This is a genomic window from Streptomyces sp. NPDC002817 (assembly GCF_053592055.1).
The window spans coordinates 134,389-158,372 of the sequence record NZ_JBSFUY010000012.1; the positions used below are offsets into that span (position 1 = coordinate 134,389).

The 23,984-nt window shown below is 72.2% G+C and carries 24 protein-coding genes; 9 read left to right on the forward strand and 15 right to left on the reverse strand.

Annotation, left to right across the window (positions count from 1 at the left end; all coding sequences use genetic code 11):
- Positions 1-32: 32 nt before the first annotated feature.
- The 4 genes from ACWD3I_RS23500 to ACWD3I_RS23515 form a co-directional block, all read right to left on the reverse strand.
- A complete protein-coding gene (locus ACWD3I_RS23500) occupies positions 33-266 on the reverse strand; it encodes a hypothetical protein (RefSeq protein ID WP_365399655.1) in 234 nt (77 codons plus the stop codon).
- A 62-nt stretch (positions 267-328) separates the two neighbouring features.
- Entirely contained in the window at positions 329-1,618 is a 1,290-nt protein-coding gene (locus ACWD3I_RS23505; RefSeq protein WP_365399652.1) for an ROK family transcriptional regulator, read from the reverse strand.
- Between the two features lie 83 nt (positions 1,619-1,701).
- A complete protein-coding gene (locus ACWD3I_RS23510) occupies positions 1,702-2,664 on the reverse strand; it encodes a phosphotransferase family protein (protein WP_365399649.1) in 963 nt (320 codons plus the stop codon).
- Between the two features lie 34 nt (positions 2,665-2,698).
- Complete coding sequence (locus tag ACWD3I_RS23515; RefSeq protein ID WP_365399646.1) at positions 2,699-5,878, reverse strand: cytochrome P450; 3,180 nt, start codon at positions 5,876-5,878, stop codon at positions 2,699-2,701.
- 189 nt (positions 5,879-6,067) lie between these two features.
- On the opposite strand from ACWD3I_RS23515, the gene ACWD3I_RS23520 reads away from it, so the two are divergent.
- On the forward strand, positions 6,068-6,646 hold the full coding sequence (locus ACWD3I_RS23520) for a PAS domain-containing protein (protein ID WP_365399664.1): 579 nt from the start codon (positions 6,068-6,070) through the stop codon (positions 6,644-6,646).
- On the opposite strand, the gene ACWD3I_RS23525 is transcribed toward ACWD3I_RS23520, so the two are convergent.
- Positions 6,595-7,500 (reverse strand): DUF3626 domain-containing protein, encoded by a 906-nt coding sequence (locus ACWD3I_RS23525; protein ID WP_365399643.1) that lies wholly within the window; start codon positions 7,498-7,500, stop codon positions 6,595-6,597. The genes ACWD3I_RS23520 and ACWD3I_RS23525 overlap by 52 nt on opposite strands.
- Before the next feature lie 104 nt (positions 7,501-7,604).
- Between ACWD3I_RS23525 and ACWD3I_RS23530 the strand changes: the two genes are divergently transcribed.
- A complete protein-coding gene (locus ACWD3I_RS23530; protein ID WP_365399640.1) occupies positions 7,605-8,099 on the forward strand; it encodes an FBP domain-containing protein in 495 nt (164 codons plus the stop codon).
- 1 nt (position 8,100) lies between these two features.
- Here the strand turns inward: ACWD3I_RS23530 and ACWD3I_RS23535 are convergent, their stop codons facing one another.
- Complete coding sequence (locus ACWD3I_RS23535; protein ID WP_365399637.1) at positions 8,101-9,093, reverse strand: quinone oxidoreductase family protein; 993 nt, start codon at positions 9,091-9,093, stop codon at positions 8,101-8,103.
- 105 nt (positions 9,094-9,198) lie between these two features.
- Here ACWD3I_RS23535 and ACWD3I_RS23540 point away from each other — a divergent pair, with 105 nt between their 5' ends.
- Positions 9,199-9,774: a CGNR zinc finger domain-containing protein gene (locus ACWD3I_RS23540; protein WP_365399634.1), complete on the forward strand. Its 576-nt coding sequence runs from the start codon at positions 9,199-9,201 to the stop codon at positions 9,772-9,774.
- Here ACWD3I_RS23540 and ACWD3I_RS23545 read toward each other — a convergent pair.
- The 3 genes from ACWD3I_RS23545 to ACWD3I_RS23555 all read right to left on the reverse strand — a co-directional run bounded on the left by ACWD3I_RS23545 (position 9,738) and on the right by ACWD3I_RS23555 (position 11,689).
- Complete coding sequence (locus ACWD3I_RS23545) at positions 9,738-10,316, reverse strand: erythromycin esterase family protein (RefSeq protein ID WP_451084167.1); 579 nt, start codon at positions 10,314-10,316, stop codon at positions 9,738-9,740. The two genes, ACWD3I_RS23540 and ACWD3I_RS23545, sit on opposite strands and share 37 nt — an antisense overlap.
- Positions 10,313-10,867: an erythromycin esterase family protein gene (locus ACWD3I_RS23550; protein WP_365399631.1), complete on the reverse strand. Its 555-nt coding sequence runs from the start codon at positions 10,865-10,867 to the stop codon at positions 10,313-10,315. Before ACWD3I_RS23550 ends, ACWD3I_RS23545 begins: the two co-directional genes overlap by 4 nt.
- A gap of 219 nt (positions 10,868-11,086) precedes the next feature.
- On the reverse strand, positions 11,087-11,689 hold the full coding sequence (locus tag ACWD3I_RS23555) for a TIGR03086 family metal-binding protein (protein WP_365399628.1): 603 nt from the start codon (positions 11,687-11,689) through the stop codon (positions 11,087-11,089).
- Between the two features lie 117 nt (positions 11,690-11,806).
- Between ACWD3I_RS23555 and ACWD3I_RS23560 the strand changes: the two genes are divergently transcribed.
- The 3 genes from ACWD3I_RS23560 (at position 11,807) to ACWD3I_RS23570 (ending at position 15,374) form a co-directional block, all read left to right on the forward strand.
- Positions 11,807-13,042 carry an aromatic acid exporter family protein gene (locus tag ACWD3I_RS23560; protein ID WP_365399625.1) on the forward strand — a complete coding sequence of 412 codons (1,236 nt, stop codon included), beginning with the start codon at positions 11,807-11,809 and terminating at the stop codon, positions 13,040-13,042.
- A 35-nt stretch (positions 13,043-13,077) separates the two neighbouring features.
- Complete coding sequence (locus tag ACWD3I_RS23565) at positions 13,078-14,082, forward strand: hypothetical protein (RefSeq protein WP_365399622.1); 1,005 nt, start codon at positions 13,078-13,080, stop codon at positions 14,080-14,082.
- Positions 14,083-14,156: 74 nt separating this feature from the next.
- Complete coding sequence (locus ACWD3I_RS23570; protein WP_365399618.1) at positions 14,157-15,374, forward strand: lactonase family protein; 1,218 nt, start codon at positions 14,157-14,159, stop codon at positions 15,372-15,374.
- Here ACWD3I_RS23570 and ACWD3I_RS23575 read toward each other — a convergent pair.
- Entirely contained in the window at positions 15,342-16,064 is a 723-nt protein-coding gene (locus tag ACWD3I_RS23575) for a DUF2470 domain-containing protein (protein ID WP_365399615.1), read from the reverse strand. The genes ACWD3I_RS23570 and ACWD3I_RS23575 overlap by 33 nt on opposite strands.
- A 118-nt stretch (positions 16,065-16,182) precedes the next feature.
- Complete coding sequence (locus ACWD3I_RS23580) at positions 16,183-16,791, reverse strand: TetR/AcrR family transcriptional regulator (RefSeq protein ID WP_365399612.1); 609 nt, start codon at positions 16,789-16,791, stop codon at positions 16,183-16,185.
- Between the two features lie 108 nt (positions 16,792-16,899).
- Here ACWD3I_RS23580 and ACWD3I_RS23585 point away from each other — a divergent pair, with 108 nt between their 5' ends.
- Complete coding sequence (locus ACWD3I_RS23585; RefSeq protein WP_365399609.1) at positions 16,900-18,423, forward strand: cytochrome P450; 1,524 nt, start codon at positions 16,900-16,902, stop codon at positions 18,421-18,423.
- Between the two features lie 95 nt (positions 18,424-18,518).
- Here ACWD3I_RS23585 and ACWD3I_RS23590 read toward each other — a convergent pair whose 3' ends face one another.
- Positions 18,519-19,346: a pentapeptide repeat-containing protein gene (locus ACWD3I_RS23590; RefSeq protein ID WP_365399606.1), complete on the reverse strand. Its 828-nt coding sequence runs from the start codon at positions 19,344-19,346 to the stop codon at positions 18,519-18,521.
- Between the two features lie 145 nt (positions 19,347-19,491).
- Here ACWD3I_RS23590 and ACWD3I_RS23595 point away from each other — a divergent pair, with 145 nt between their 5' ends.
- Positions 19,492-19,692, forward strand: a complete 201-nt coding sequence (locus ACWD3I_RS23595; RefSeq protein WP_365399603.1) for a DUF5999 family protein — start codon at positions 19,492-19,494, stop codon at positions 19,690-19,692.
- A 397-nt stretch (positions 19,693-20,089) separates the two neighbouring features.
- Positions 20,090-21,100, forward strand: coding sequence for a hypothetical protein (locus tag ACWD3I_RS23600; protein WP_365399600.1), 1,011 nt, complete (start codon positions 20,090-20,092; stop codon positions 21,098-21,100).
- Here the strand turns inward: ACWD3I_RS23600 and ACWD3I_RS23605 are convergent.
- Genes ACWD3I_RS23605 through ACWD3I_RS23615 form a run of 3 tightly spaced genes read right to left on the reverse strand, consistent with a single transcriptional unit; the run spans position 21,065 to position 23,954 of the window.
- A complete protein-coding gene (locus ACWD3I_RS23605; protein WP_365399597.1) occupies positions 21,065-21,823 on the reverse strand; it encodes a hypothetical protein in 759 nt (252 codons plus the stop codon). The genes ACWD3I_RS23600 and ACWD3I_RS23605 overlap by 36 nt on opposite strands.
- Positions 21,824-21,880: 57 nt before the next feature.
- Positions 21,881-22,624, reverse strand: a complete 744-nt coding sequence (locus tag ACWD3I_RS23610) for a PIG-L deacetylase family protein (RefSeq protein ID WP_365399594.1) — start codon at positions 22,622-22,624, stop codon at positions 21,881-21,883.
- 28 nt (positions 22,625-22,652) lie between these two features.
- Complete coding sequence (locus ACWD3I_RS23615) at positions 22,653-23,954, reverse strand: alpha/beta fold hydrolase (protein WP_365399591.1); 1,302 nt, start codon at positions 23,952-23,954, stop codon at positions 22,653-22,655.
- Positions 23,955-23,984: the final 30 nt, after the last annotated feature.

Sequence of the window (23,984 nt, forward strand, 5' to 3'; positions counted from 1 at the left end):
GCGGGCGGTCGAGAAGGCGGCGCACGGCGGGGTCAGGCGGTGGGCTCCTCCGGTACCGGGTGCTCGGAGTGGACGCCGGCCTGGCGCGGTGCGCCCTGGCGGCCGCTGCCCGCCTCGTCGGTGTCGGGGACGTCGGCGTCGGGTTCTTCCTTGTCCGCCGCCTCGGGATCGGCGTCCCAGGGGTCCTCGCCCTCGCCTGCCTGCTGGTCCGGCATGTCCCGCGGTACGGGTTCGTCGCCGGGGGCCTTGCCGTGGTAGTCGGCCATGGTGCCCTCCCTTCGCGTGGTCCGGGCGACTCGCGAGTACCTCCGCCCTCACCGGCGAAACCTCAGTGCGGAGCCCGCTCCTCCAGCGCGGTGCGCCAGGCCGGGTGCGGTCCCTCGGGCGCGGGCTCGGGGCGGCGGCCGCCACGGGCGAAGAAGTCGGCCAGCGGCAGGATCGCGGCGCCGACGGTGACCGCGTCGGGGCCGAGCCGGCCGAGGTCGATGGTGACCTTCTCGGCCGGGTGGCGCAGGGCGTAGGAGGAGGCGTGGCGGCGTACGGCGGGCAGGAAGCGGGTGCCCAGCTGGAGGCCCGCCCAGCCGCCGATGAGGATGCGCTCGGGCTGGAAGAGGTTGATGAGGTCGGAGAGGCCGGCGCCCAGGTACTCGGCGGTCTCCTCCAGCACGGCCAGTGCCACGGGGTCGGGCGCATCGCCCTCGGCCGGGTACGCGGCGGCCAGCATCGCGGTCAGCGCGGTCTCCTCGTCGGCACCCTCGGGCGGCCGTCCGCCCTCCTCGCGCCAGCGGTCGAGCAGCGACTCGGCGCCCGCGTAGGCCTCCAGACAGCCCAGCGCACCGCACCGACAGCGGCGCCCCTTGACCCGTACCGTCAGATGACCCCATTCGACCGCCCGCCCGTTCTCCACCTCGGGCGTGACGAGACAGGCGCCGACGCCGGACCCGAAGAGGACGACGACCGCGTTGTGCGCGCCGCGCCCGCCGCCGAACCACATCTCGGCCTGGCCCAGCGTCTTGGCGCCGTTGTCGATGAAGTACCGGACGGTGTCGGGCAGTCGGGAGGTGGAGCGGAGCAGTTCCTCCAGCGGGACCGCGTCCCAGCCGATCGTCTGCCCGTGGACGACGGCGCCCCGGTCCGGGGAGTGCTCGACGATGCCGGGGACGCCGATGCCGACGCCGAGGAGGTGGTCGGGGGCGATGCCGGCGGTGTCGAGCACCTCGGCGACGCCGTCACGGATGTGGCCGACGATGACCCCGACGTCGTAGCCCTGCCGCGTCAACGGACGTTCGGCGCGGGCGAGTTCGGTGAGGGTCAGGTCGAAGAGCTCGATGCGCACCCGGGTCTCGCCGACGTCGACACCGATCATGTGGCCGCTGCCGGGCGCCACCCGCAGCAGGGTGCGGGGGCGGCCGCCGTCGGAGTCGACGCTGCCGGCCTCCTCCAGCAGGCCGTCGGCGACCAGGTCGGCGACGACGTTGCTCACCGAGCCGGAGCTCAGGCCCGTGGCCGGGCCGAGCTCGAAGCGGCTGAGAGGGCCGTCGAAGTAGAGCCTTTGCAGCACGGCCGTGCGGTTGGCCCGCCTCAGATCGCGTACCGTGCGCCCGTTCCGCCCCGCCATGTATGGCCCCCTTCGAACCCTGTCCGACCTGCAACATACCGCTGCGGGAGCACTTTCCACGACCCCTTAATTCACGATGTGAACTATGAGAGCTCCGCGATCTCGGTCAATGCGGCGAGCAGTTCCGGTGCAACCGCTTCCCGTCGCCAGCGCCGATCCCCCTCGCCCATCTCCCTCGGAACCGTCTCGGCGAGCATGATCAGGTGGAGATAGGCCCGGTAGAGGGCGTACCGGAGACGGGCCGCCCCATCGAACTCGGCGCGGCCGCCTTCCTCCCGGTAGCCGGCCAGGAACGCCTCGTCGGTCCTGATGTCGCCCAGCAGTGCGAGGGAGACGAAGTCGGCGAGGGGGTCGCCCCAGAACATGCGCTCGCCGTCGATGAGCCCGCCGATCCGGACGCCGCCGTCCGCGCGCTCCACCAGGATGTTGCCGGTCCACAGGTCGAAGTGGACGAGACGCGGGACGGTCACCTCGTCGAGCGCGCCGTACGCGGGGCGGAGCGCGTCCGCCACCTCGTCGACGGGGCGGGGCAGTTCGGCACCGTAGCGGCGGGCGTCCTCGAGGACCGCGTCGAGCATCCCCGTGAACGCGGTCCGCCAGTCGGGGGCGAGCGGGCCGAGGGCGCCCGACGGGTAGCCGAAGGCGGGGCCGGTCACACGGTGGAGGCGGGCCACCTGGCGGCCCAACTCCGTACGCAGGCCCTTCTGTTCAGGGTCGGTGAGCCGTCCGTCCCAGGGGTCGCCGGGGACGGCCGTCATCAGCAGATCCTCCCGCCCGAGGATCACGACCCGGGGCGCCGGCACGTCCGCCTCGGCGGCCCCGCGGTAGAACTCGGCCTCCGCCACGAGGAGTCGACGCTCGTGGCTCAGTCCGGGGACGGTCTCGGCGGGCGGCACCTTCAGCACATAGCGGCTGCCGTCGGCGAGGACGAGTTCCTCGACCGTGTTGTAGGTGCCGCCGGTCAGCGGGCGCAGCTGGGCGAGGTGTCCGGGTGGCAGGCCCGCCTCCTCCAGGATGCGCCGAGCCCGTGCCCAGGAGTCCACCACCGTGCGCCCGCCTCTCCCCTTCGCGACGCTTCGGTCAGCCCGCCGCGTACACGTCCTCGACGTAGCGCCCGTCCGCGATCAGCCCGTCGAGCCATTCCCCGGCGGCCGTCGCGTCGGCGTCCGCCGTGTGCTTCCGGTACAGCGTACGGAACGCCTCCCGGACACCCGGCGCCATCCGTGAACCGTCGCCGCAGACGTACACCCGGGCGCCCGCGGCGAGCAGGGCCCAGACCTCCTCGGCCTCGGCGGCGATGCGGTGCTGCACGAAGCTCACCTCGCCCTGCGGTGCGGCGCTGAAGGCGGGGCGCAGCGAGACGGCTCCGGCGGTCTCGGCCGCGCGCAGTTCCTCGGCGTGCAGGAAGTCGGCGTCGGGGGCGTCGCAGCCGAAGTAGCAGAGGGCTGGGGCGAGTTCGGCGCCCGAGGCGAGCGCTGCCGCACGGTCGGCGATCGCACCGCGGAACGGGGCGAGGCCGGTGCCCGCGGCGATCATGACGACGGGGGCGGAGTCGTCGACACGGAAGGCCTCTCGGCAGGGCTGGAGGCGGGCGTACACGGTGTCGCCGGGTTCGACGGTGGCGAGGTACCCGGATCCGGTGCCCCGGTACTCGCCCCTGCCCGAGCGGGCGGGGGCCGCCAGCAGGGAGACCATCAGGTCCGCGTGCCCGGCGTCGGCCGCGGGCGAGGAGGAGACGGAGTAGTGGCGCGGACGCAGCGGGGTGAGGATCTCCAGGAGCTGCGGCCAGTCCAGGGTGCCGCGCAGGGCGGGGTTGTCCTCGATCACCTCGACGAGGGTGCGCGGGTCGTCGGCCGCCGCCGCCAGCAGGGCCGCGCGCTCGGGCGGGCAGGGGTTGGCGGCGGCGAGCCGGGCCAGTTGGCCGGCGCTCGGGCGCTCCTGCAACTCGACATGATGGGTGAGAAGTTGACGTACCGTCACAGGCCGGTCCACGGCGATGCCGTCGCGGCGGAGGCGAGCGGCCCGGATGTCCAGGACGGTGTCCGGGTCGGCGCCGAGGGCCGCGGCGGCGCGGTCGACGAGGGCCGGGGCGTTGGCCGGCAGGACGGTGAGGTGGTCGGCCGTACGGTACCGCGTGCCCTCCGGCAGGGCGACGCGGACGAACCGCTTGCGGCGCGGGTGGCCTGGTGCCGTGAGGTCGTACGCCTCGGTGACCTTCATCGGGACCAGCCCGTGCCGCTCGGCGAGGGCTTCAAGCGGGCCGCCGGTCAGGGTGCGGACCTCGTAGGCAGCCGTCGGCCCGGTGTCCGGGGCGGTGGCGTCCGGGTCGCCGTACCGAGCCAGGAGGGCGGTGCGCAGTCGGGTCGTGAAGTCCCTCACCGCGCCGGTGAGATCGCCGGACGCGTCGGCGGCCGTGCGGGCGGTGAGGCGGGTGGCGCCGAGTTCGGCGAGGCGGTCGTCGACGCGGGTCGGGACGTGCTGGTAGGTGGCCGCCCAGTTGCGGTCGCCGACGCCGAGGACGGCGTAGCTGACGTCCGCCAGGTCGTGCGCGGAGTCCAGCCAGGCGGCGAAGGCGGTGGCGTCGTCCGTGGGGCGGCCGTTGTAGGAGGCGGCGGTGATGACGACGGGGCGGTCGGTGGGCAGGCCGTCCGCGTAGGCGTCCAGCGAGGCGACTTCGGTCTCGCAGCCGATCGCGGCGGCCTCGTCGGCGAGTTGGGCGGCGAAGTCGCGACAGGTGCCGTAGTTGCTGCCGTGCAGGAAGAGGGCGGCGGTGCCCGGTCGGACGCGCGCGGGCAGGGTGTCCGCGCTCGGGGTGTTCTCGGCATCAGCCGTCTCGATGCCCCCCGGCAGCAGCCCGTGCACCCGTTCCGCGGGGGTGCGCGGGGCCAAGGTCAGGGTGAATCCCTCGGGCTTGAGGGTGAGGGTCTCCTTGACCGTGAGCGGGTAGTCGGCGTGGTCGTGCAGCCGGTAGCGGTGGACCAGCATGGCGAGCAGCATGGTCGCCTCGTGCAGCGCGAACTGCCGTCCGATACAGGCGCGTTCCCCGGTGCCGAACGGTTTGAAGGCGTGCACGGAGCGGCCCGCCTCGGCCTCGGGCGTGAAGCGGGAGGGGTCGAACCGCTCGGGGTTGTCGCCCCAGACGGACTGCCGGTGCAGCATCGGGGCGAGCACGGTCACGAACTGCCCGGCGCGCAGCGGGATCCGGCCGCCGAGCACGGTGTCCTCGAGGGCGTGGCGGCTGAAGGCGGCGGCCGTGGGCCACAGCCGCAGTGCCTCGTTGAGGACCTGGCGGGTGTACGTCAGCCGGCCGACCTCGTCGTACGCCGGCTCGGGGTCGGCCCGGTCGCCCCAGAGGGCGTCCACCTCGCGGCGTACGAGCTCCAGCGCGGTGGGGTGCTTGGCCAGGTAGTAGAGGGCGAAGGACATCGCGCCGGAGGTGGTCTCGTGGCCGGCGATCAGGAAGGTGATGACCTGGTTGCGGATGTTGGCGGTGTCCAGGGTGGTGCCGTCGGCCGGATGCGCGGCGGTCAGCATGAGGCCCAGGAGGTCCTCGGCGTCGGCCTGGTCGGTGCCGGCGCGGGAGGCGATGACGTCGTCGACGACCTGGGCGAGATAGGCGGCGTCGTCGCGGAAGGCGGCGTCGGCCGCGGAGTGGTCCTGGCCCGGGACCCGGGCCAGGCGCTGCATGCTCCACTCCAGGCAGCGGACCATCGACTCGACGAAGGGATGCGGCTCGTCGCGTTCGAAGGAGCCGAAGTCGTAGTCGAATCCGGCGAGGCCGATGGTGTCCAGGGTCATGCGGGTCATGTCGTCGGGCACGTTCACCGGCTGCCCGGTGCGGGCGCCGCGGTCCCAGGCGTCGATGAGCCGCCGGGCCACCTTCAGCATCACGGGGTGATAGGTGCGCATCGAACCGAGGGCGAAGGCGGGCATGAGGATGTCGTGCGCCCTGGCCCAGTTGGGCTCGTCGTTGTACGCCGTGAACAGCCCGTCGGCGGCGAACTCCCGGACGTTCTCCAGGGCGGGCCCGATGTGCTTGGCGAACCGGTCCTCGTCGGCGAGGTCGGCCACGAGGTCCAGGTCGGCGACGAAGAGGGTGTCCCGTCCGTGCAGCCGTCGCACGAGAACCGGCCCGTGCTCGCGCATCAGGTCCATGACCTGCTGGATCGGGGTGTGTCCGGGTCCGGTCGCCGAGATGTCGACGACCGGGACGCCGGGGAGGGTGTCGGGGGACTGCGGATGCGGCGCGGTGGGGGGCATGGCGCGACAACTGCCTTTCGCGGTACGGGAGTACTGCGCTCCAGGTTGGTCGACCGGCCCCGGCCGCCCGCACCACGGGACTACATGATTGTGTAGTGCACGCAAGTGGGTCGCCCTTGCGTACAGGGGTTGGGAGGTGCTGTGGACCGGTCGCCCCCGGAGGCGGTGGTGTGGCGCAACCGTGCGCTGATGCTCTTCGACCGGGTCTCGGTGCCGGTCGCGGTGTGCGATGTGTACGGCGCGGTCCTGCTCGCCAATCCGGCGATGGCCACGGAGTGCGGTACGACGCCCGGGCGGCTGCGCGGCCGGGATGTGCTGGAGTTGTTCCGGCCGCAGGAGGCGACGCAGGTGGAGCGGATCGCCGAGGCGCTGCGGCTGCGCCACCGGTCGCGTTATCAGGTGTCGGTGTGCTGGCGGGCGCCCGGCGGCGTGGAGCGGTTCGGGGAGCTGACGGCGGACCCGGTGAGCGACAGCGTGGACGAGACACCCACGCTGCTGGTGATGCTGCGGATGCTGGGTGAGCGTGAGCGGCCCGCGGTGGACCCGGTGCGGGTGACACCGGTGGAGGCCCGGATCCTGGCGCTGCTCGCGGGCGGCGCCACCACGGCCAGGGCGGCCCGGGAGACCGGGCTCACCTCGGACGGCGTCACCTATCACCTGCGGCGGCTGTCCGCGCGGTGGGGCGCGGGCAACCGTACGGAACTGGTCGCCCGAGCCTATGCGCTGGGGGTGCTGACTCCGGGGGTGTGGCCGCCGGCGCCCGCGTAGGCCGTGCCCGCGCCCACCGGGGCTCCGAAGCGGGCGAGGGTGTGCCAGACCTTCTTCAGGTCCTGGAGTTCGTACCGTCCCGTGCGGGCGGCGTCCCCGATGATCCGCGGGTCGATCCGCCCGTCCTCGGCGATCCGGGCGCCCAGCTCGGCGTACTCCTCACCGCGGTAGTCCGCGTGCCGGCGCAGCCGCTCCACGGTGATCCGGTACCCGGGATGCCACTCGACGGGACAGGGCAGCAGCCGCGCCGCCGCCTCGACGGGTGTGCCGCGGTAGCACGCGTCCAGGACGAGCGCGGCCACGTCCGTGGTGAGGGAGACGCCCCCGTGGACCTGTGCCTCGATGTAGTCGTTGAGGGCGTCCTGCTCGTCCGCCTCCGCCAGTGCGACCAGCGACATGCCGGCGGCGACGCCGAAGTGGGCCGGCTCGGCGGCACTGTCGGGGTAGCAGAAGGTGGCCCGGGACAGGGCCGCACCGGTCAGCCGGAAGTGCGAGGAACCGAAGCGCGGGGCGGCGCCGACCACCTGGCGCCGGAAGTCCAGCGCGCCGTACACGGGCCGGTCGCCCGCGGCCGCCTCGTCGTAGGCGCCGCCGAAGATCCGGCTCTCCCAGCGCCGGCGGTCGCCGCCGGGGTGCGCCGTGAGGCCGCCGTTGCTGGTGCCGGTCACGAACTGCGACCGGTACGCGCCGTCCCGCGCCAGGGCCTCGAGGATGCCCACCCCGCCGGTCAGCCGGTCGGGGTGGAAGTTGAGCGTGATACGTACGTCCGGGGCGACGGGCGGCCCCGCCGACCGCTCCGCCACGTGCCGCAGCGCCGCCCTCGCCCGTGCCGAGCGGACGTTCTCGAAATTCACTGGTTCCTCCTCGCCGGGGCCGTCTATCCTGGCTGAACCTAGGGGCACTAGTTTTTTTACCCTCAGGTTTCGGCAACAACATGACGCCCCCAGGAGGCTCCCCCATGAGATCACTGACCGAGCACGACATTCGCGACTCTTTTGTGAACTGTTCCAAGGGGGAGGCCAAACGCGTGGCCGTGCCGCGCGATCTCGACGAACGCCCCTGGGACGATCTCGACTTCCTCGGCTGGCGAGATCCCGGGGCGCCCGACCGCAGCTACCTGGTCACCGAGCGGGGCGGCCGGCTCGTCGGCCTCACCCTGCGCCTGACCTCCGGACACCGAGGCTTCCTGCACCGCAGCATGTGTTCGCTGTGCCTGACGACCCATCCGGGCGGCGGCGTCTCGCTCATGACCGCACGCAAGGCGGGTACGGCCGGGCGGGAGGGCAATTCCGTCGGCGTGTACATCTGCACCGACCTGGCCTGTTCCCTCTACGTCCGCGGCAGGAAGGTCCCGCAGAGCACCCTGCGGATCGAGGAGAGCCTGACGCTGGAGGAGCAGATCGCCCGCGCGACGGGCAATCTGTCCTCCTTCATCGACAGGGTCCACTCCTGACTCAGTCCACGGCGAGCACGATCTTGCCCCGGTTCCCGCGCCGCTCCAGCTGCTCGTGGGCGGCGCGCGCCCGCGCGAGGGGCAGCACGGTCTCGACGGGTACGCGATAGGCGCCCGCGGCGACCCGCTCGGCCAGTTCGCGCAGGTCGGCGCGGGGGTCCCAGCCGTGGCGCTGTCGGTTGGTGAGCTGGAAGCCGAGGATCGCCGCGTTCTTCGGGTAGAAGTCGCGGGTGTCGATGGTGCTGGGCGCCAGGGCGACGTTGGCGAGCGCCACGACCCGGCCGCCGTGTCCGACCTGGCGCAGGCTCCGTGCGAAGGCGGCGCCGCCGACGATGTCGAGGACGACGTCGGCGCCGCGCCCGTCGGTGAGCCGCAGCACCTCCTCGACCTCGGCCTCGTCGGGGTACGCGGAGGTGTCGAGGGTGGTGTGGGCGCCGAACTCCCCCGCCCAGGCCGCCTTCTGCGCCGACCCGGCGAGCGCGATGACGCGGGCCCCGGACTCTGCGGCGATCTGCACGGCCGCGGTGCCCACCCCGCTCGCGGCGGCCTTCACCACCACGGTGTCCTCCTTGGTGACCTTGGCGAGATGCCGTACGCAGTACCAGGCGGAGAGCCAGGCGATGGGCAGCGTCGCCGCCTCGGTCAGCTCCACTCCGTCCGGCAGGGCGACCACCTGGGTGACGGGCACGGCCGCCAACTCGGCGTAGAAGCCGGGCGACTTCACCCCGTTCAGCGCGACCACCCGCTGCCCGACCGCGAAGTCGGTCACCCCCTCCCCCACCGCGGCGACGACACCGGCCGCCTCGGCGCCCGGGATCAGCGGGGGCCGACCGGCGCCGTGGTAGACGCCGGCCCGCAGCAGGGCGTCCGCACGGTTCACGCCGGCCACGGCGACCCGTACGAGCACCTCCCCCGGCCCCGCCACCGGATCCGGCACCTCGGTCTCCACCAGCACCTCGGGTCCGCCGAACTCCTCGATCCGCACCGCGCGCATACCCCACCCGCTCTCGTCGTGACTGACACCGCTTGAACTGGTGTCACTCTGCGACACCGGTTCAAGTGGTGTCAAGAGCCTCGCGCGGCGGGTAAGCTCGCCCTCATGACCAGCACCGACCCCGAGCTCGCCTTTCCGTTCGTCGGCGGCCGCCCCTGTCTGGACTTCGTGGCCACGCTCGGCAAGCGGCACGCCACGCCCAAGGAGCGGCTGCCGGACCCCGCCGCGCTGACCCGCTGGCTGACGGAGGCGGAACTGACCGTGGGCGAGGAGCCGGCGCACGTCACCGCGCGGGATCTCGCCGACGCGCGCATGCTGCGTGAGGCCGTCAACCGTCTCGTACGCACCGCGATGGCCGGCCGGGAGCCGGAGGCGGCCGATGTCGCACTGGTCAACGACGCGGCGGCCAAGCCCGATCTGGCACCCCAGCTGGGCGAGGCACGCTGGACGGCCCGGTATCCGGCACGGGCCGCCCTGGCGACGGTGGCCCGGGACGCCGTACTGCTGGCGGGCGGGCCCCTGATCGAACGGGTCAAGGAGTGCGGGAACCCGGCCTGTTCCCTGCTGTTCCTCGACGACTCCCAGGCCCGGCGCCGCCGTTGGTGCTCGATGGACCGCTGCGGCAACCTCGCGAAGGTCTCCGGTTACCGGTCCCGCAGCCGGGCCGCCACCACCCGGTGAAGGTGGACCAGGACGTCGTAACTGCGGGCGAGCGCGGTGTTGTCCGGGCCGTCCGGGTAGGCCGTTCCGATGCTGCGTGTCGGCCGCGCCCCGAGCAGCCATGCGCGGGCCGGTGAACCCACGGACCTCATGTCGAGTACGTAGTCGCGGTGGCGCACCCGGTCCAGGGTCCGCTCGTTGCTGCCCGGTCCCGCCGGACCCAGCGTCCAGCGCCGGACCGTCTCGTCCTCCTGTCCGGTGGCGTTGAACGAGCCGCTGTCGAAGGTCAGGCCGATGCTCACATACCGCGAGCCGAGGCTGTCGCGCGGGAAGGCGCCCTGCACCTTCGGGTAGTGGGCCGGGTCGTCCGGGACGTAGCCGATGTGGTTGTTGTGCGCCGACAGCAGCACCCTCGTGCCGGTGTGCCGTTGCCACCACACGACGTTGTCGGCCATCGCCTCGTCGCGGTAGCGCATGGCCGCGGCGAGTTGGGCCGGGTCCTCGAAGTCGAAGGCGTACTGCCGGGCGGTCCGGTCGATCGCGGTCGCGTTCCGCAGGCTCAGGTCATCGACTCCCGCTTGCCGACCAACTCCAGTGCTTCGCCGGTGCGTCGGGCCATGTCCTTGCGTTCGGCGTACGGCTTCGCCAGGTACTGCTCGATGTACGCGCCGCTCTGGGTGGTGGGCCGCAGTCCGCGGTAGAGCTCGGCGAGGCGGGCGCTCGACTCCGGGTGGGCGGCGGCCACCGCGTCCGCGACGGAGTCGTACGACTCCGGTCCCGTCCAGGCGAGGTCGTCGCCCAGGAAGCGGACGGGGTCGTCGGGGTGGCGGACGTTGTAGGCGCGCATCCACTCCAGGAGTCGCAGACAGTCGGTGTTGTTCCACCACAGGTAGTCGCGCTGGAACTCCTCACGCATGATGCGCCGGACGTCGCCCTTGCCGTGCAGCACATAGTCGTCGAGGCGCAGGCCGGTGCTCCAGGGTGCCTCCAGGGCGAAGGTGCGGAAGCCCTTCTCCTCGACGAGGTGGCGGAAGACGCGGTCCTTGAGGGCGAAGAAGTCGTGGGAGCTGTGGGTGGCCTCGCCCAGACCGACGACGCGGGCGTCGCCGATCATCGGGTCGAGGACGCGCAGATCGCGGGTGTCGCCGCCCGGTTCGACCGTGCGCAGGGGGGTGGGCCGCCCGGTCGAGGGTGTCGACGACCGTGGGGGTCGGTGTCGCGGCGGCCGGGGTGCCGGCCGCCGGCGCGATGAGCAGGGTCAGGAGTGTTCCGATCCTCTTCATCGTCCGGGGCTTTCCCACCGGGCGGGCCCGGGCCATCCTGCTGTCCTCCGTCACGGAGTGCGGAGAACCCCCGGTCGCCACTCAGGATCGCGGCCGAGGAAGGCGAGCAGCGCGTCGGCCCTGCCGGCGCCGTCCGGCACCTTCCGGGCGGGTGCGAACACCCGGTAGGAGTCCCGGAGATGATCCACGAGCCGTTCCGCGACCGGCCGGATCCCCTCGGCCAGTTCCTCCGTCAACGGCGCGTCCTGGCCGGTCGCGACCGCGATGTCCCAGGCGTGCGCGGCCGCGTCCATCGCGGCCGCCGCGGCGGCCAGTGGCAGCGGCATCGGTCCGAGCGGGGTCGGCACCTCGTCCGCGTCGGCGGGCAGACCGGCGTACGCGTCCGCCACCAGGCGCAGCACCTCCTCCAGCTCCGCCGACGGGTCCGCGGCGAGTGCGTCGGCCGGGGCGAAGGGGTCGGAGTCCGGACGGCCACCGGTGATCGCGAGGCCATAGCCCTGCTGGTCGATACGGGCGTGGTTGAGAACCTGCCGGGCCGTCCACTCGGTGCACGGCGTCGGCACTCCCCACGCCGTTTCCGGCACCGCCGCGACCACCTCACGCAGGTAGTCGTGCGCTCCCGTGAGAACCTCAAGGCCTCGGGTGTCCGTCATCACTGCTCTCCCCACTTGCCGTCGACGGGTTTGTGCGAACAATCTAGGCGTCGTTGCGGACAGTTACGGTCCGCAATGCGTGAAGGCGCGCAACTGTGGAAGAGGGACAGCCTGAGGATGCGAGATGTACGTGAGTGGGCGGCGTCCCTCGTGCGCTTCGTGAAGCGACGCAGGGACCCGGTGGTCGTACAGACGCTGCGGTCGGCGGCCGCGGCGACGATCGCCTACGTCATCGCGCTGCGCCTGAGTCCCGAGGCGGCCCCGCTCACCGCGCCCCTGACCGCGCTGCTGGTCGTCCAGGTCACCCTCTACGCGACGCTCACCAACGGCATCCGCCGGGTGAACGCCGTGGTGGCCGGCGTCCTCGTCGCCATCGCCTTCAGCCTGCTGGTGGGGCTCACCTGGTGGAGTCTGGCCCTGCTGATCCTGGCCTCGCTCGGGGTGGGGCATCTGGTCAAGGTCGACGAGTACGTGCCCGAGGTGGCGATCAGCGCGATGCTGGTCCTCGGGGTCACGACCGTCGGGGACACCGCGTGGGCGCGGGTGCTGGAGACGCTGATCGGCGCGGTCGTCGGGCTCGGCTTCAACCTGCTGCTCGCGCCGCCGGTGTGGGTGGACGAGGCGGGCGAGTCGATCGAGGGACTCGCCCGCCGGGTACGGCAGTTGATGCTGAGCATGGGCGAGGAGGCCGCGGGCCGTACGCCGGTCGAGCACGCCACCGAGCGGCTGCACGAGGCGCGGCGCCTGGACCACGACATCGTCGAGGTGGACGCGGCCCTCAAGCAGGCCGAGGACAGTCTGCGGCTCAATCCGCGCGTCCGCGAGGGCCTGCTGCACCGGGTGGTGCTGCGCACCGGTCTCGACACGCTGGAGATCTGCACGGTCGTCCTGCGGGTGCTCGCGCGCACCCTCACCGACCTCGCCAAGGAACGCGAGTCCGAGCGGCTGTTCGCACGGCAGACGGGCGCCGCCGTGGAGCAGTTGCTGTCGGAGATCGCCGACGCCGTGGTGAGCTTCGCGGTGCTGGTCACCACCGACGTCTCCCGCAGCGCCGAGTCGGCGGAGGAGCGGCTCGCCTCCCAGCTCCGGCACGCCGCGGCCACCCGCGACAAGCTCGCCCAGCTGCTCCTGGAGGAGGTCCAGCGCGACGCCCGGCAGTGGCAGCTGCACGGCGCCGTGCTCACCGAGGTGAACCGCATCCTCGACGAGCTGGACACCGAGCACCGCTCCCACCGGCTCCTGGAGGAGCTGGACCGCACCTCCCGGGAGCAGCGCGAGCGGATGCCGCGGCTGACCCGGCTTCAGGAGCGGCTGCGCAGGAACCGTCCCGCCCTCGCCCGTCGTTCTAGGTGACGTAGTCACCAGGTCTGACCGAGGGGGCGAGCAGGATGACCGGCGTACGCATCGACGGGAACACGCTGAGGCTGCCCGGCGGGGTGGCGGTGCGGTTCATCCGCACCCTGCGCCTGCCGGAGACGGGCACGCATCCGCTGCCACCGGGGCTCGGGGAGTTCCCGCTGCGCCGGGTCGCCGACCACGCGGACCGTGTGCCCGAGGCTTGGCGGGCGCGCGGCGGGGTGATGCTGCCCGTGTATCTGCGCGAGGCGATGTGGCTGAGCTTCGGCGGCACCATCGAGCCGGCCGCGCTCCAGGTCGGGGTGGGCAAGGTGTGCGCGGTCTCGGGCGAGCCGTGGAGCGGTCGGCTCTCGCGCAAGCCGCAGAACTACGTCGTACTGCCCCGGCAGCCGTGGCTGGACGGCATCAACTCCGGTACGGGCACGGTCAAGCAGTTCGTGGCGTTGCCGCTCGGCCTGGGTGCGACCGTCGAGGGGCAGGTCACGGGCGAGGAGGTGTGGGGCGGCGTTCAGCTGCAGTCGTTCCCGCTCGAGGAGGAGGCGCTCGCGCGGTGGCGCGAGTCGCGGGAGCGGGAGCGCCGCACCAGGGCGCCGATGCACGCACCCTCGTTCGGGGCCGCCCCGCAGATGATGGCCGCCCCGGCCCCCGCGGCCCCGGCCGGTATGGGCCTCGGTGTCGGCGGTTCGATGCGCCAGGAGGTCTACAAGGACGACCGTCCCCTGTCCGACTGGGCCGAGCGGCCCGGCGGCCGGGTCTTCGTGCACCTGGTGACGCCTCCGCAGTGGCGTCGCATCACCGGCGAGGAGCCCCCGCCGTCGCCCGTGGACCGCTCGGCGTACACACAGGCGGGCCTGCCTTGGTACGACTACTACGACCAGGACGCGGAGGATCTCGCCCCTACGGACACCCTGGAGGGTGTGAAGCCGGTCGGCGACTGGCTCGGCGACGATCACGAACCCTGGCAGGAGCCGTACCCGGCGCAGGTGCTGCCGCTCAAGGACGCGCCGGGCATCCCCGTGGAGGACGGCGACTGGTAGAGCCGTTTGCACGTGAGGGGTGGTCCGCGTCAAGGTGGTGACGGCCGAGGCAACCGACCATCCGAGGTGCGTGCATGGGCAGGGGTGACTGGAGCAGGCGGCGATTCGTCGCCGCCCTCGTGGGGACGGGGGCCGCGGCGGCGGGCTGCGGCGAGTCACCGGGCTCTGCGGTGTCGGCGCCTACGACGCCCGCCACAACCTCGACGCCTCCGACGGCCCGGGCTCCTGAGGCAGCCGCCCCCAGCGCCTCACCGACGCCCACCGGTCCCCGCCCTCTCCACCTCGGCACCTACACCTCCGCCGAGGGCGGCGGCACCGGCATCGGCTTCGCCACCTACGACCCGACGACGGGCGAGGTGACCGCCGGCAGGACTCTCACCGGTGTCGGCGACCCGTCGTATCTCGCCCCGCATCCCGACGGCCGCACGCTCTACGCGGTGAACGAGCGGGAGCAGGGGGCCGTGACCGCCGTACGGCTGTCCGACCGCACGGTTCTGGGCAGCCGGAGCACGGGCGGCGGTGCGCCCTGTCATGTGTCGGTGCATCCGGACGGGCGCTGGCTGCTGAGCGCCAACTACGGCTCGGGCAGCGTGGCGGTGCATCCGATCGACGACACGGGGGCGATCGGTGAGCGCGCCGACCTCGTCACCCACTCCGCACCGGAGCCGGGGCCCGGCCAGGAGGGCCCGCATGCCCATCAGATCGTCACGAGTCCCGACGGCGGCCATGTCCTCGCCGTCGACCTGGGCACGGACACCGTCTACACCTATCGGCTCGACGAGCGGACGGGGAAGCTCACCGAGGTCGCGCGGGCGCACACCCGGCCGGGCGCCGGACCGCGCCATCTGACCTTCCACCCCGACGGCCGGTACGCCTACCTGGCCAACGAGGTCGACAACACGGTCGCCGTCTGCGCCTACGACACGAAGACCGGCCGCCTCACCGTCGGCGAGGCACAGTCCACGGGGACGGGGCCGGGCACCAGTTACCCGGCACAGATCCTGGTGACGCCGAACGGCTCGTACGCCTACCTCGCCAACCGGGGCCACAACAGCCTCACGCGCTACGCGGTCGAGGCGGACGGTGCCCGGCTCAGGCTGCTGGACACCGTGCCGGTGTCCGGGGACTTCCCGCGGCAGATCGCCTTCTCGCCGGACGGAGCGCTGCTGTTCGCGGCGAACCAGCGCTCCAGCACGGTGAGCGTGTTCCGGGTGGACGCGGACAGCGGTGAACTGCGGCTCGCGGGAAAGCCGTTCGCGTCACCCGTCGCCGTCTGTGCGCTGCCGCTGTAGGGCGCGCGGGCAGGAGGCGGCGCTGGCCTGGGTGAGCAGGACGTGCATCCGCTCGGTGAGCTGCGCGACGTCGTCGGCGGGACGGTGGAACGGCAGGCGTACGTCGCCCTGGGCGCGGGTGCGCTCGATGCGCAGCGTCAGTCCGTGCCGGTCGACGGCGATCGGCTGGACCTTCACGGCGCCGTGCAGGCTGTCGGGCTCGACGAGCCGGGTGAGCCGCTCGACCGCGTCGGAGTGGCAGTCGGCGAGGTGGGTCAGCAGCCGGGCCTCGGCCGTGGCCAGCGGGTCGGGTGCGGCGGCGGCGAACTCGTCGAGGTCGACGACCACGGCACCGGACGGCTCGCGCAGCACCACCCGGGTCGCCCGGAACGCCAGGTCGCCGTCCTCGGGCACGAACCAGCCGGCGAGCCAGAGGCGGGCCCGGATACGGTTGCGCACGGGGACGGGCGAGACGTCGGCGAACTCCAGCACGGCGGACGGCTCTCCGCGAGGCGCGCAGATCGCGGCCGCGAGCAGGGCACTGTCCTCCGGCACCTGAAGCCGCACCCGGCCGTCCTCGGTCACGGTGTGCGCGCCGACGAACTCCTCACGGCCGCCGTCCGCGGTCACCGCGCAGGACCACGCGGTGGCGAGCACCGAGCGCGCCCGCTCCGCCGCGGCGGGCGCGGCCGCCCAGCTTTGTTCACCCATCCCAGCACCCATCCCAGAATCTCCTTAGGTAAGCCTTGCCTAACCTATCCGAGATCGGGACGTACGCCAACCGGCGACCTGATCCTTTACGGGTCCTTTTCAGCGCACACAGGCGCACTCAGGGGGCGACGACACCCAAAAGGGCACGGGCACACAGGTCGCGCACCTGCTCGCGCGAGAGGTCCGAACCCCTCAGCCACTCCAGACAGACGGCGGTGGTGAAGGCCAGCCAGCCGCGCACGGCGAGCCTGGTGTCGGGCCGCGCATCGAGGAGCGCACCGAACTCCGGGTCCGCGGCCAGCGCGGCCAGGATCTGCCGCTCCTGCGCCGCCAGTGCCCGCCGGTAGACCTTGCGCACGGCCTGGTCCCCCGCCGCGTCGGCCCGATGGAAGGCACGGTAGCTGTGCGCGTGGGTCTCGACGTACCCCAGGAACGTGTCGAGTCCGGCGGTCAGCTGTTCGCGCGCGGGGACACCGGGCACGGCCGCGGTCATCCGCAGCATCCGTACGCTCTCCCGCTCGACGACCGCCGCGAAGAAATCCCGCTTGGTCGGGAAGTAGTGGTACAGCAGCCCGCGCGAGACCCCGGCGATCTCGGCGACGCGCTCGATCCACACGTCGTCGTACGGACTCTCCGAGAACAGTCGCGCGCCGACGGCGAGGAGCTGCTCACGGCGCTCCTCGGTACTGAGTCGACGGCGTGTGCGTGCGCCCTGCTCGGCGGCCATGGCAGCACTTTACTTGACGCCGGTTCAACAACGGGATCAGACTGATTCACGCTATTGAACTCACGTACAACACGCTCAATCCGCGGGTGTTTCAAGGGAGATGGCGTCATGGCGAGGACGACGACAGGGACCGCTCTGCCCAAGGGGTTCCGCAGCGCGGAGCACGGCTGGCCGGAGCTGCACCGCATCCCCCACCCGCCGCGCCGGCTCCCCCTCCTCGGCGATGTACTCGGCGCCAACCGGCGCACACCGCTGCAGGACTCCGTCAAGTACGCCCGCATGCTGGGGCCGATCTACCGGCGCAAGGCCTTCAACCGGGAGTTCGTGTTCGTGTGGGGCGCCGAACTCGCGGCCGACCTCGCCGACGAGACGCGCTTCGCCAAGCACGTGGGGCTCGGCATCGCCAATCTGCGGCCGGTCGTCGGGGACGGGCTGTTCACGGCGTACAACCACGAGCCCAACTGGCAGCTGGCGCACGATGTGCTGGCACCGGGCTTCAGCCGTGAGGCGATGGCGGCCTACCACCCGATGATGCTGGCCGTGGCCGAGCGCCTGACCGACCACTGGGACCGGGAGACCGCGGCGGACCGCACGGTGGACGTTCCCGGGGACATGACCAAGCTGACGCTGGAGACGATCGCCCGGACCGGGTTCGGGCACGACTTCGGTTCCTTCGAGCGGGACCGGCCGCATCCGTTCATCACGGCGATGGTGGGCACGCTGACGTACGCGCAGCGGCTGAACTCGGTGCCCTGGCCGGGGTTGTTGCGGGAGGCGGCGCGGCGCAACGAGGCCGACATCGCCCATCTGAACCGGACGGTCGACGAGCTGGTCCAGGAGCGTCGTACGGCGAGCGGAGGCGGGGACGGGGACCTGCTGGACCGGATGCTGGAGACGGCCCACCCGGAGACCGGGGAGCGGCTGTCCGCGGAGAACGTCCGGCGCCAGGTGATCACCTTCCTGGTGGCGGGCCACGAGACCACCTCGGGTGCGCTCTCCTTCGCCCTGCACTACCTCTCCCGGCACCCCGACGTCGCGGCACGCGCGCGTGCCGAGGTGGACCGGGTGTGGGGCGACACGGCCGTGCCCGGCTACGACCAGGTGGCCAAGCTGCGCTACGTGCGCCGGGTGCTGGACGAGTCGCTGCGGCTGTGGCCGACGGCGCCCGCCTTCGCCCGCGAGGCACTCGACGACACGGTGCTCGCCGGGCGGCATCCGATGCGGCGGGGTGCGTGGACGCTGGTCCTCACACCGATGCTGCACCGTGATCCCGAGGTGTGGGGCGCGGACGCCGAGCGGTTCGACCCGGACCGGTTCGACCCGAAGGCCGTACGGAACCGGGCCCCGCACGCCTTCAAGCCGTGGGGCACGGGGGCCCGGGCGTGCATCGGCCGGCAGTTCGCGCTGCACGAGGCCACGCTGGTGCTGGGTCTGCTGCTGCGCCGGTACGAACTGGGGGCCGACCCGGAATACCGGTTGCGGGTGACGGAGCGGCTGACGTTGATGCCGGAGGGGCTGCGCCTGCGACTGGAGCGGCGGAACGTGCCGGCGCCGGCGGGGCGGGCGGCCGTGGAGGAGGCGGAGACTGCGGTTTCAGAGCCTCGGTGTCCTGTGCGTGGGGCCGGTGACTGAGCCGGGCCGACGCGGTCGGGCTCTTCGCACGGTTTCGCCGCGTGCGCAGGCAGAGCCCCTCGTCGTACCCGGTCGGTGGCCGAACCGAGCTGCCCTCAGGGCCGCGTCCAGTGCCCGGGGCGGGTGACGGATTCCGGCAACCTCGTGCCCGCGTTCCCGCTCGCCGCGTTCAGCTGCGGCTGGGTCAGGAAGAACGCGTCGGTCAGATCGGCGTCCGTGAGGTCGGTGTCGCGCAGGTCGGCACCGATCAGGTCCGCGCCGCGCAGATCGGCGCCGGTGAGGTCGGCGGCGATGAGGTAGGCGCCACGGAGGTCGGCACCGCGCAGGTCGGCGCCCTTGAGGCGGGCGCCCATCAGGTCGGCGCCCCGGCGGTCCTTCTTCTTGCCGCGGGTGCCCGCACGGACCAGTTCGCTGGTCCTCAACAGGAGCACGTTGACGTCCTGGCGGTGCGCGCCCACGTCCAACACGCCCAGTTCCTCGGGGGTTTGGCGCGTGAGCTGCTCCGTTCGCTCCAGGATGCGGCGCAGGTCGGCGTGGACCGGGCGGGCGGCGGGCAGGGTGAGGGCCTCGGTGAGGTACCAGAGCAGCTCGTGCAGCTGGCGGACGACCGGGAACACGTCGAACATGCGGCGGGCGTCCTCGCGCGGGCCCGTGCGCCAGTCCCGGCCGCCGAAGGTGACCTGCGAGACCTTCTGTCCGGCGCCGAAGCAGTCGTAGACCGTGCAGCCGGTGAAGCCCTTCTGCCGCAGCCGGGCGTGGATGCCGCAGCGGTGGTCGTCCTGCAGGTTCGAGCAGGCCTTCCCGGCCTGCTTGTCCACGGCGAAGTCCTTCGACGCCGTGAAGGGCAGGGCTACGCAGCACAGCCCGAAGCAGCTCGCGCAGTCGCCGCGCAGATCGGCGGGGCCGACTATGTGATCTTGCATGTTTCCAGCATACGGAACAAACCTCACCGATGAATTTCTCGCCCTGTGGGGGTCTCTGCATACAAGAGAACAAAGTCGGCTACCACTGAGAAGCAGGCCGACGGAAACAGGAGAACCACCCCGCCGAAGACCGTGGAGAGACGTCATGTGCAGCCACCAGCCCGCGTGCCCCACCGCCGACAGCACGAACCACCACGCCGCGATCATCGTGTCGTCCCACCCCGAACAGGGCTGGCACCTGCTGTGCAACGGCACGATCGTCTTCGACGACACTGCTGAACTCCTCCCGGACGGACGGGTGGTGAGCCCGCGGCGTGTGGTCGGGATGCCTGTCGTGGCCGCCTGAGGCAGAGCGCGGAGACGTCTTACCGGGAGGCATGTACACGCCGCATACTGTGCGCACTGCCGTTCCGCCCGGGGGAGCACGAGGTGCACGTTCGGTTCCGCGTCGCGTTGGGGGTTCGCCTAGTCGCGGTGCTGGGCGTGCTCGTGACGCGCTACGGCGACCCCGACCTGTCCCGCGGTGAAGACGCGGGCTCCGGCTGGGACTACCGGTGTTCGAAGTCCACCTGCAAGTGGGCGCATTCCTACGACACGAAACCCCCAGCCCCACGCTGTCAGAAGTGCAACGCGCGCATGGAGCCGGTCCGGCCGTCCGATTCGGGAGGGTGAGCCCTGTGCTGTCCGGGGTTTCGCAGGCTGTGGGCAAGGCTCTCGGGGGTGCCCGTTTCACCTTGGTGAGCGTGCTGCCGATCACCGTGCTGACCGGGTATGTCACCGCGCTGATCATGTCCGGTGCCTACGCCGGAGACCGCATCCAGGTCGGCCGACTCGCGCATGACGCCAAGGAGAATCCCGGCTGGTTGGCCTTCGCGGCCTTCGCATGTCTCCTCGCCGGCCTGCTTCTGCGCCCGTTCCAGGTCACTCTGGTGCAGATGCTCGAGGGGTACTGGCACAGCCGCGCGCTTCCGGCCACGGCCGCGGCGCTCGCCACCGAGCGGCACCGGCGCCGTCTGAGCACGGCCGGGGTGGTCAAGGAACTGGTGGTGGTCGACGAACCGGGAACCGACTTCCAGGAGGTGGTGTGTCTCGCCCGCAGAAGACGACATGCGGGCCGTCTCGCCGCCCAGGCCAGGCGCCAGGCCCTGCGCTATCCCAGCGGTCCGCATCCCGTTCCCGGCCCATTGGGTGCGGACCACGACCGGCTGATGCCGACCATGCTCGGAAACATCCTGCGAGAGGCCGAGGACGACAGCGGCAGAAGGTACGGGCTGGATCTGCCGACAGTCTCCGCACGCCTGTATCCGCAGTTGTCCCCCAAGCTGGCGACCGCCATCAACCAGCAGCTGGACCTGCTCGACACCACCTGCGCGCTGAGTGTGTGCTTCGGGCTCGGCACCCTGGCCGGCTCACCTCTGCTGGGCCGTCTCGATACATGGAGTCTGGCACCCGTCGCCACCGCGCTGCTGAGCGTCGGGGCCTACCGCGGAGCGATGCGGGTGGCCACGGGGCACCGGCAGTTGCTCGCGGCAGCCTTCGACCTGCACCGGTTCGACATGCTCACGGCTCTCCATCTGAAGCTCCCCGACACACCCGCGGAGGAGCACAAGCAGAACACGACACTCACGAGGTTCTTCGCCCGCCGCGAGGTGCTCGCCAAGGACAACCTTCCAGGCATCGCCTACAAACACCCGGAGCCCCCGCCCGGTTTCCCGGCGTCAGGATCCCCGGGTCAGGGAGACAACTCCGCCTAGCCCCTGGACGTTCACCACGACAGTCCTCTCCTCGTCCGCCGACGGCTGCGGAGACGCGAAGGCAGGCTCGGAGAGACGCCCGTCGAACAGCACCCCCGAGGTGAGTTCGACGCGACCCGCCAGGACCGTCCAGTCGGCCGGCACCTTGAGGCGGACACGGGCCCACAACACCGTGACATCCACGACCAGGCGCGCTTCGAAGGGAAACTCGCAGCGTGACAGATCGATGTCGACCGCGCCGAACAAGAGGGCACGCAGAATGAGCTTCTTGGGCGCCCTGCCCTCCAGCACAGTGTGCACGTGTGGATACAGCAGCGAGGTGTAGCGCCTGACCCCGATGTCGAGACCAGACCCCGACCGCCCGCGGAACAACGCCACGAAGACTCCCCCCAGGATCAGCGCGGTCGGCGCCTGACCCGACAGTTCCGGCAGTTGCGGGACGTCGAACCGCAGCACGAGCACACCGATACCCACGCCCATGAGCGTCAGCGGCCCGGCGAGTTGGCCGTGCGGCACGGCTGCCCGAAGCACCAGCGCGGCACCGGCCAGGGCCAGCAACGCCGGCACCGCGATCAGGAGAACGCCTGCGACATCCCGCAGTCCCGCCACTCCGCCGACCGCCCACGCCGTCCCCATGGCCACCGCGCCGAGCCCCAGCGCGACACGTATCCGACTCAACTCCGGGTCCCTCGTCCTGCGTACGGGCGCGGTCGCCCTGGTCATCGGTCGAACGAGGATAGCGGCGCCGCTCGCACACACGTACAGGGGTGTCGGTTCCCGCTACCGGCCGAACAGTTCGAACGCCACGGCCGGCTTCCCGCCGAACCGCTCTCCCGTCGCCGCGGCGTTTCCGGTCAGAAAGCCTCTCGCATACGTCTCCGGGTCCTCGCTCGTCAACGCCTCGATGTACGTGCGGTGTTCGAGCAGCGAGCGCACCGCGCGCTCCAGGCCGGCCGAGGCGTCCGCCGCGTGGGTGGGGGTCGACGAACCCGCGACGGCCACCCAGCGGACGCCGTTCCACGGGTCCAGGCCCTGGTCCAGCAGGTCCGGGAAGATCCAGCGGTTGCCGGCGTCGGCGGCCGCGTCCAGGGTCGCGCGGCCCACCGCGACATGGTCCGGGGTGTTCCAGGCGACGCCGCCCCAGGTGTCGCGGTGGTTGAGGGTGATCACCAGCTCCGGCCGGTGGCGGCGGATCGCGGCGGCGATGTCGCGGCGCAGGGCGAGGCCGTACTCGATCACGCCGTCCTTGTGGTCGAGGAACTCCACCGTCGACACCCCGACGACCGCCGCGCCGGCCCGCTGCTCCCGCTCACGCAGCGGACCGCACTTGTCGGGCTCCAGGGTGTCGATGCCTGCCTCGCCGCGGGTCGCGAGGACGTAGGCGACCTCTCGGCCGCCGTCGGTCCAGGCGGCGATCGCGGCCGAGCAGCCGTACTCCAGGTCGTCCGGGTGGGCCACGACCGCGAGGGCGCGTCGCCAGTCCTCGGGCATGGGCAGAAGCTGAGTGGTCGTCGGCTCTGTCATGCTCCGAGACTATTCCGCGCCTCCGGCATCATGCCTCGTCGCGTGCGAGCGCCAGCAGCCGGTCCAGGACGCGGGGGCCGCCGGCCCGCACGCCGTCGTGCTCGAACTCGTCGGTGACCCAGGTGCGCAGGCCGCGGATCGAGCGGGCGGTGTCCAGGGAGTGGGCGGTGTCGACGTACATGTCGTCGTGGTAGACGGCCGCGGCGACGGGGACCTCGTTGGCGGCGAGCCGGGCACTGTCGTACAGCGGTGTCCAGTCGGTGCGGGCGGCGAGGAGTTCGGCGGTCTCGCGCAGCGGGCGCAGCGCCGGGTCGGTCTCGAACATCCAGGGGTGGACGGACTCGCCGGTGAACGGCAGCGGTCCGTCGCCCGCGAGCGTCTTGGCGGCGTCGAACTGCGGGAACTCGGTGCGCACGCGCTCGGCCGACCAGTTCGTGGGCCGGGCGTCCTGGCCGTAGATCGCCTCGTGGACGAGGGCGTAGAGCGGGTGGCCCGCGTACGAGAGGAGGCCCTGGACCTCTTCCTGGAAGGCGTCGGCGAGCGCCGGGCCGTTCGGGGTGCGGACGAAGGCTTCTTCCAGGAGGAAGTGCAGACGGTGGCTGCCCTCGCCGCCGCCGAGGAGGATGCCGAGGGACTGGAAGGCCTCGACGGTGAGGCGGTAGCCGTTCGGCAGGGTCACCTCGTGGTGGAGGAGATGGTCGGCGATACGGCGGGCGCGCTCGACGTCCTGCGGGTAGCGGGCGTAGTGCGCGGCGACCTTGCGCTCGATGCGCGGGAAGGCGGCACGGTAGACGTCGTCGGCGTGGGCGTCGAGGGAGGGCAGGCCACCGGTGATCACGGCGGCGCTGAGGCCCTCGGGGGCGCTGGAGAGGTAGTTCACCGCGCAGAAGCCGCCGAAGCTCTGGCCGAGAACGGTCCAGGGGGCGCCGCCGGTGAGCCGGGGGCGGATCGCCTCGCAGTCGCGGACGATCGAGTCGGCGCGGAAGTGCGTGAGGTAGTCGGCCTGCTGGGCGGGGCCGCCGCGCAGCGGGAGCGTCTGCCGGTTGGCGGGCGTGGAGTGGCCGGTGCCGCGCTGGTCCAGGAGCAGGACACGGAACTCCTTGAGGGCACGGCCGAGCCAGGCGGGCCTGCCGACGAAGCGGTTCGCGCCGAAGCCGGGTCCGCCCTGGAGATAGACCAGCCACGGCAGGTTCTGCTGCGCCTTGTCGCCGGCGACCACCTCACGGGCGTAGAGCTCGATCGTCTCCCCCGTGGGGTCGTCGTGGTCGAGCGGCACGGTGAAGCGGCGGTCGGTGAGGACGACGCCGGGCTGGCGGTAGGTCGCGGTCAACAGGGCTCCCGGGACGGACGGACTACTTCA

Excerpts from the sequence above, each read along its gene's own strand:
- ACWD3I_RS23595 (WP_365399603.1), top strand. The coding sequence starts at position 19,492 with ATGTGCAGCCACCAGCCCGCGTGCCCCACCGCCGACAGCACGAACCAC.
- ACWD3I_RS23580 (WP_365399612.1), bottom strand. The coding sequence starts at position 16,791 with ATGGCCGCCGAGCAGGGCGCACGCACACGCCGTCGACTCAGTACCGAG.
- ACWD3I_RS23610 (WP_365399594.1), bottom strand. The coding sequence starts at position 22,624 with ATGACAGAGCCGACGACCACTCAGCTTCTGCCCATGCCCGAGGACTGG.
- ACWD3I_RS23575 (WP_365399615.1), bottom strand. The coding sequence starts at position 16,064 with ATGGGTGAACAAAGCTGGGCGGCCGCGCCCGCCGCGGCGGAGCGGGCG.
- ACWD3I_RS23550 (WP_365399631.1), bottom strand. The coding sequence starts at position 10,867 with ATGATCGGCGACGCCCGCGTCGTCGGTCTGGGCGAGGCCACCCACAGC.
- ACWD3I_RS23515 (WP_365399646.1), bottom strand. The coding sequence starts at position 5,878 with ATGCCCCCCACCGCGCCGCATCCGCAGTCCCCCGACACCCTCCCCGGC.
- ACWD3I_RS23535 (WP_365399637.1), bottom strand. The coding sequence starts at position 9,093 with ATGCGCGCGGTGCGGATCGAGGAGTTCGGCGGACCCGAGGTGCTGGTG.
- ACWD3I_RS23540 (WP_365399634.1), top strand. The coding sequence starts at position 9,199 with ATGACCAGCACCGACCCCGAGCTCGCCTTTCCGTTCGTCGGCGGCCGC.
- ACWD3I_RS23530 (WP_365399640.1), top strand. The coding sequence starts at position 7,605 with ATGAGATCACTGACCGAGCACGACATTCGCGACTCTTTTGTGAACTGT.
- ACWD3I_RS23500 (WP_365399655.1), bottom strand. The coding sequence starts at position 266 with ATGGCCGACTACCACGGCAAGGCCCCCGGCGACGAACCCGTACCGCGG.
- ACWD3I_RS23520 (WP_365399664.1), top strand. The coding sequence starts at position 6,068 with ATGCTCTTCGACCGGGTCTCGGTGCCGGTCGCGGTGTGCGATGTGTAC.
- ACWD3I_RS23605 (WP_365399597.1), bottom strand. The coding sequence starts at position 21,823 with ATGACCAGGGCGACCGCGCCCGTACGCAGGACGAGGGACCCGGAGTTG.
- ACWD3I_RS23585 (WP_365399609.1), top strand. The coding sequence starts at position 16,900 with ATGGCGAGGACGACGACAGGGACCGCTCTGCCCAAGGGGTTCCGCAGC.
- ACWD3I_RS23505 (WP_365399652.1), bottom strand. The coding sequence starts at position 1,618 with ATGGCGGGGCGGAACGGGCGCACGGTACGCGATCTGAGGCGGGCCAAC.
- ACWD3I_RS23560 (WP_365399625.1), top strand. The coding sequence starts at position 11,807 with ATGCGAGATGTACGTGAGTGGGCGGCGTCCCTCGTGCGCTTCGTGAAG.
- ACWD3I_RS23555 (WP_365399628.1), bottom strand. The coding sequence starts at position 11,689 with ATGACGGACACCCGAGGCCTTGAGGTTCTCACGGGAGCGCACGACTAC.
- ACWD3I_RS23565 (WP_365399622.1), top strand. The coding sequence starts at position 13,078 with ATGACCGGCGTACGCATCGACGGGAACACGCTGAGGCTGCCCGGCGGG.
- ACWD3I_RS23570 (WP_365399618.1), top strand. The coding sequence starts at position 14,157 with ATGGGCAGGGGTGACTGGAGCAGGCGGCGATTCGTCGCCGCCCTCGTG.
- ACWD3I_RS23590 (WP_365399606.1), bottom strand. The coding sequence starts at position 19,346 with ATGCAAGATCACATAGTCGGCCCCGCCGATCTGCGCGGCGACTGCGCG.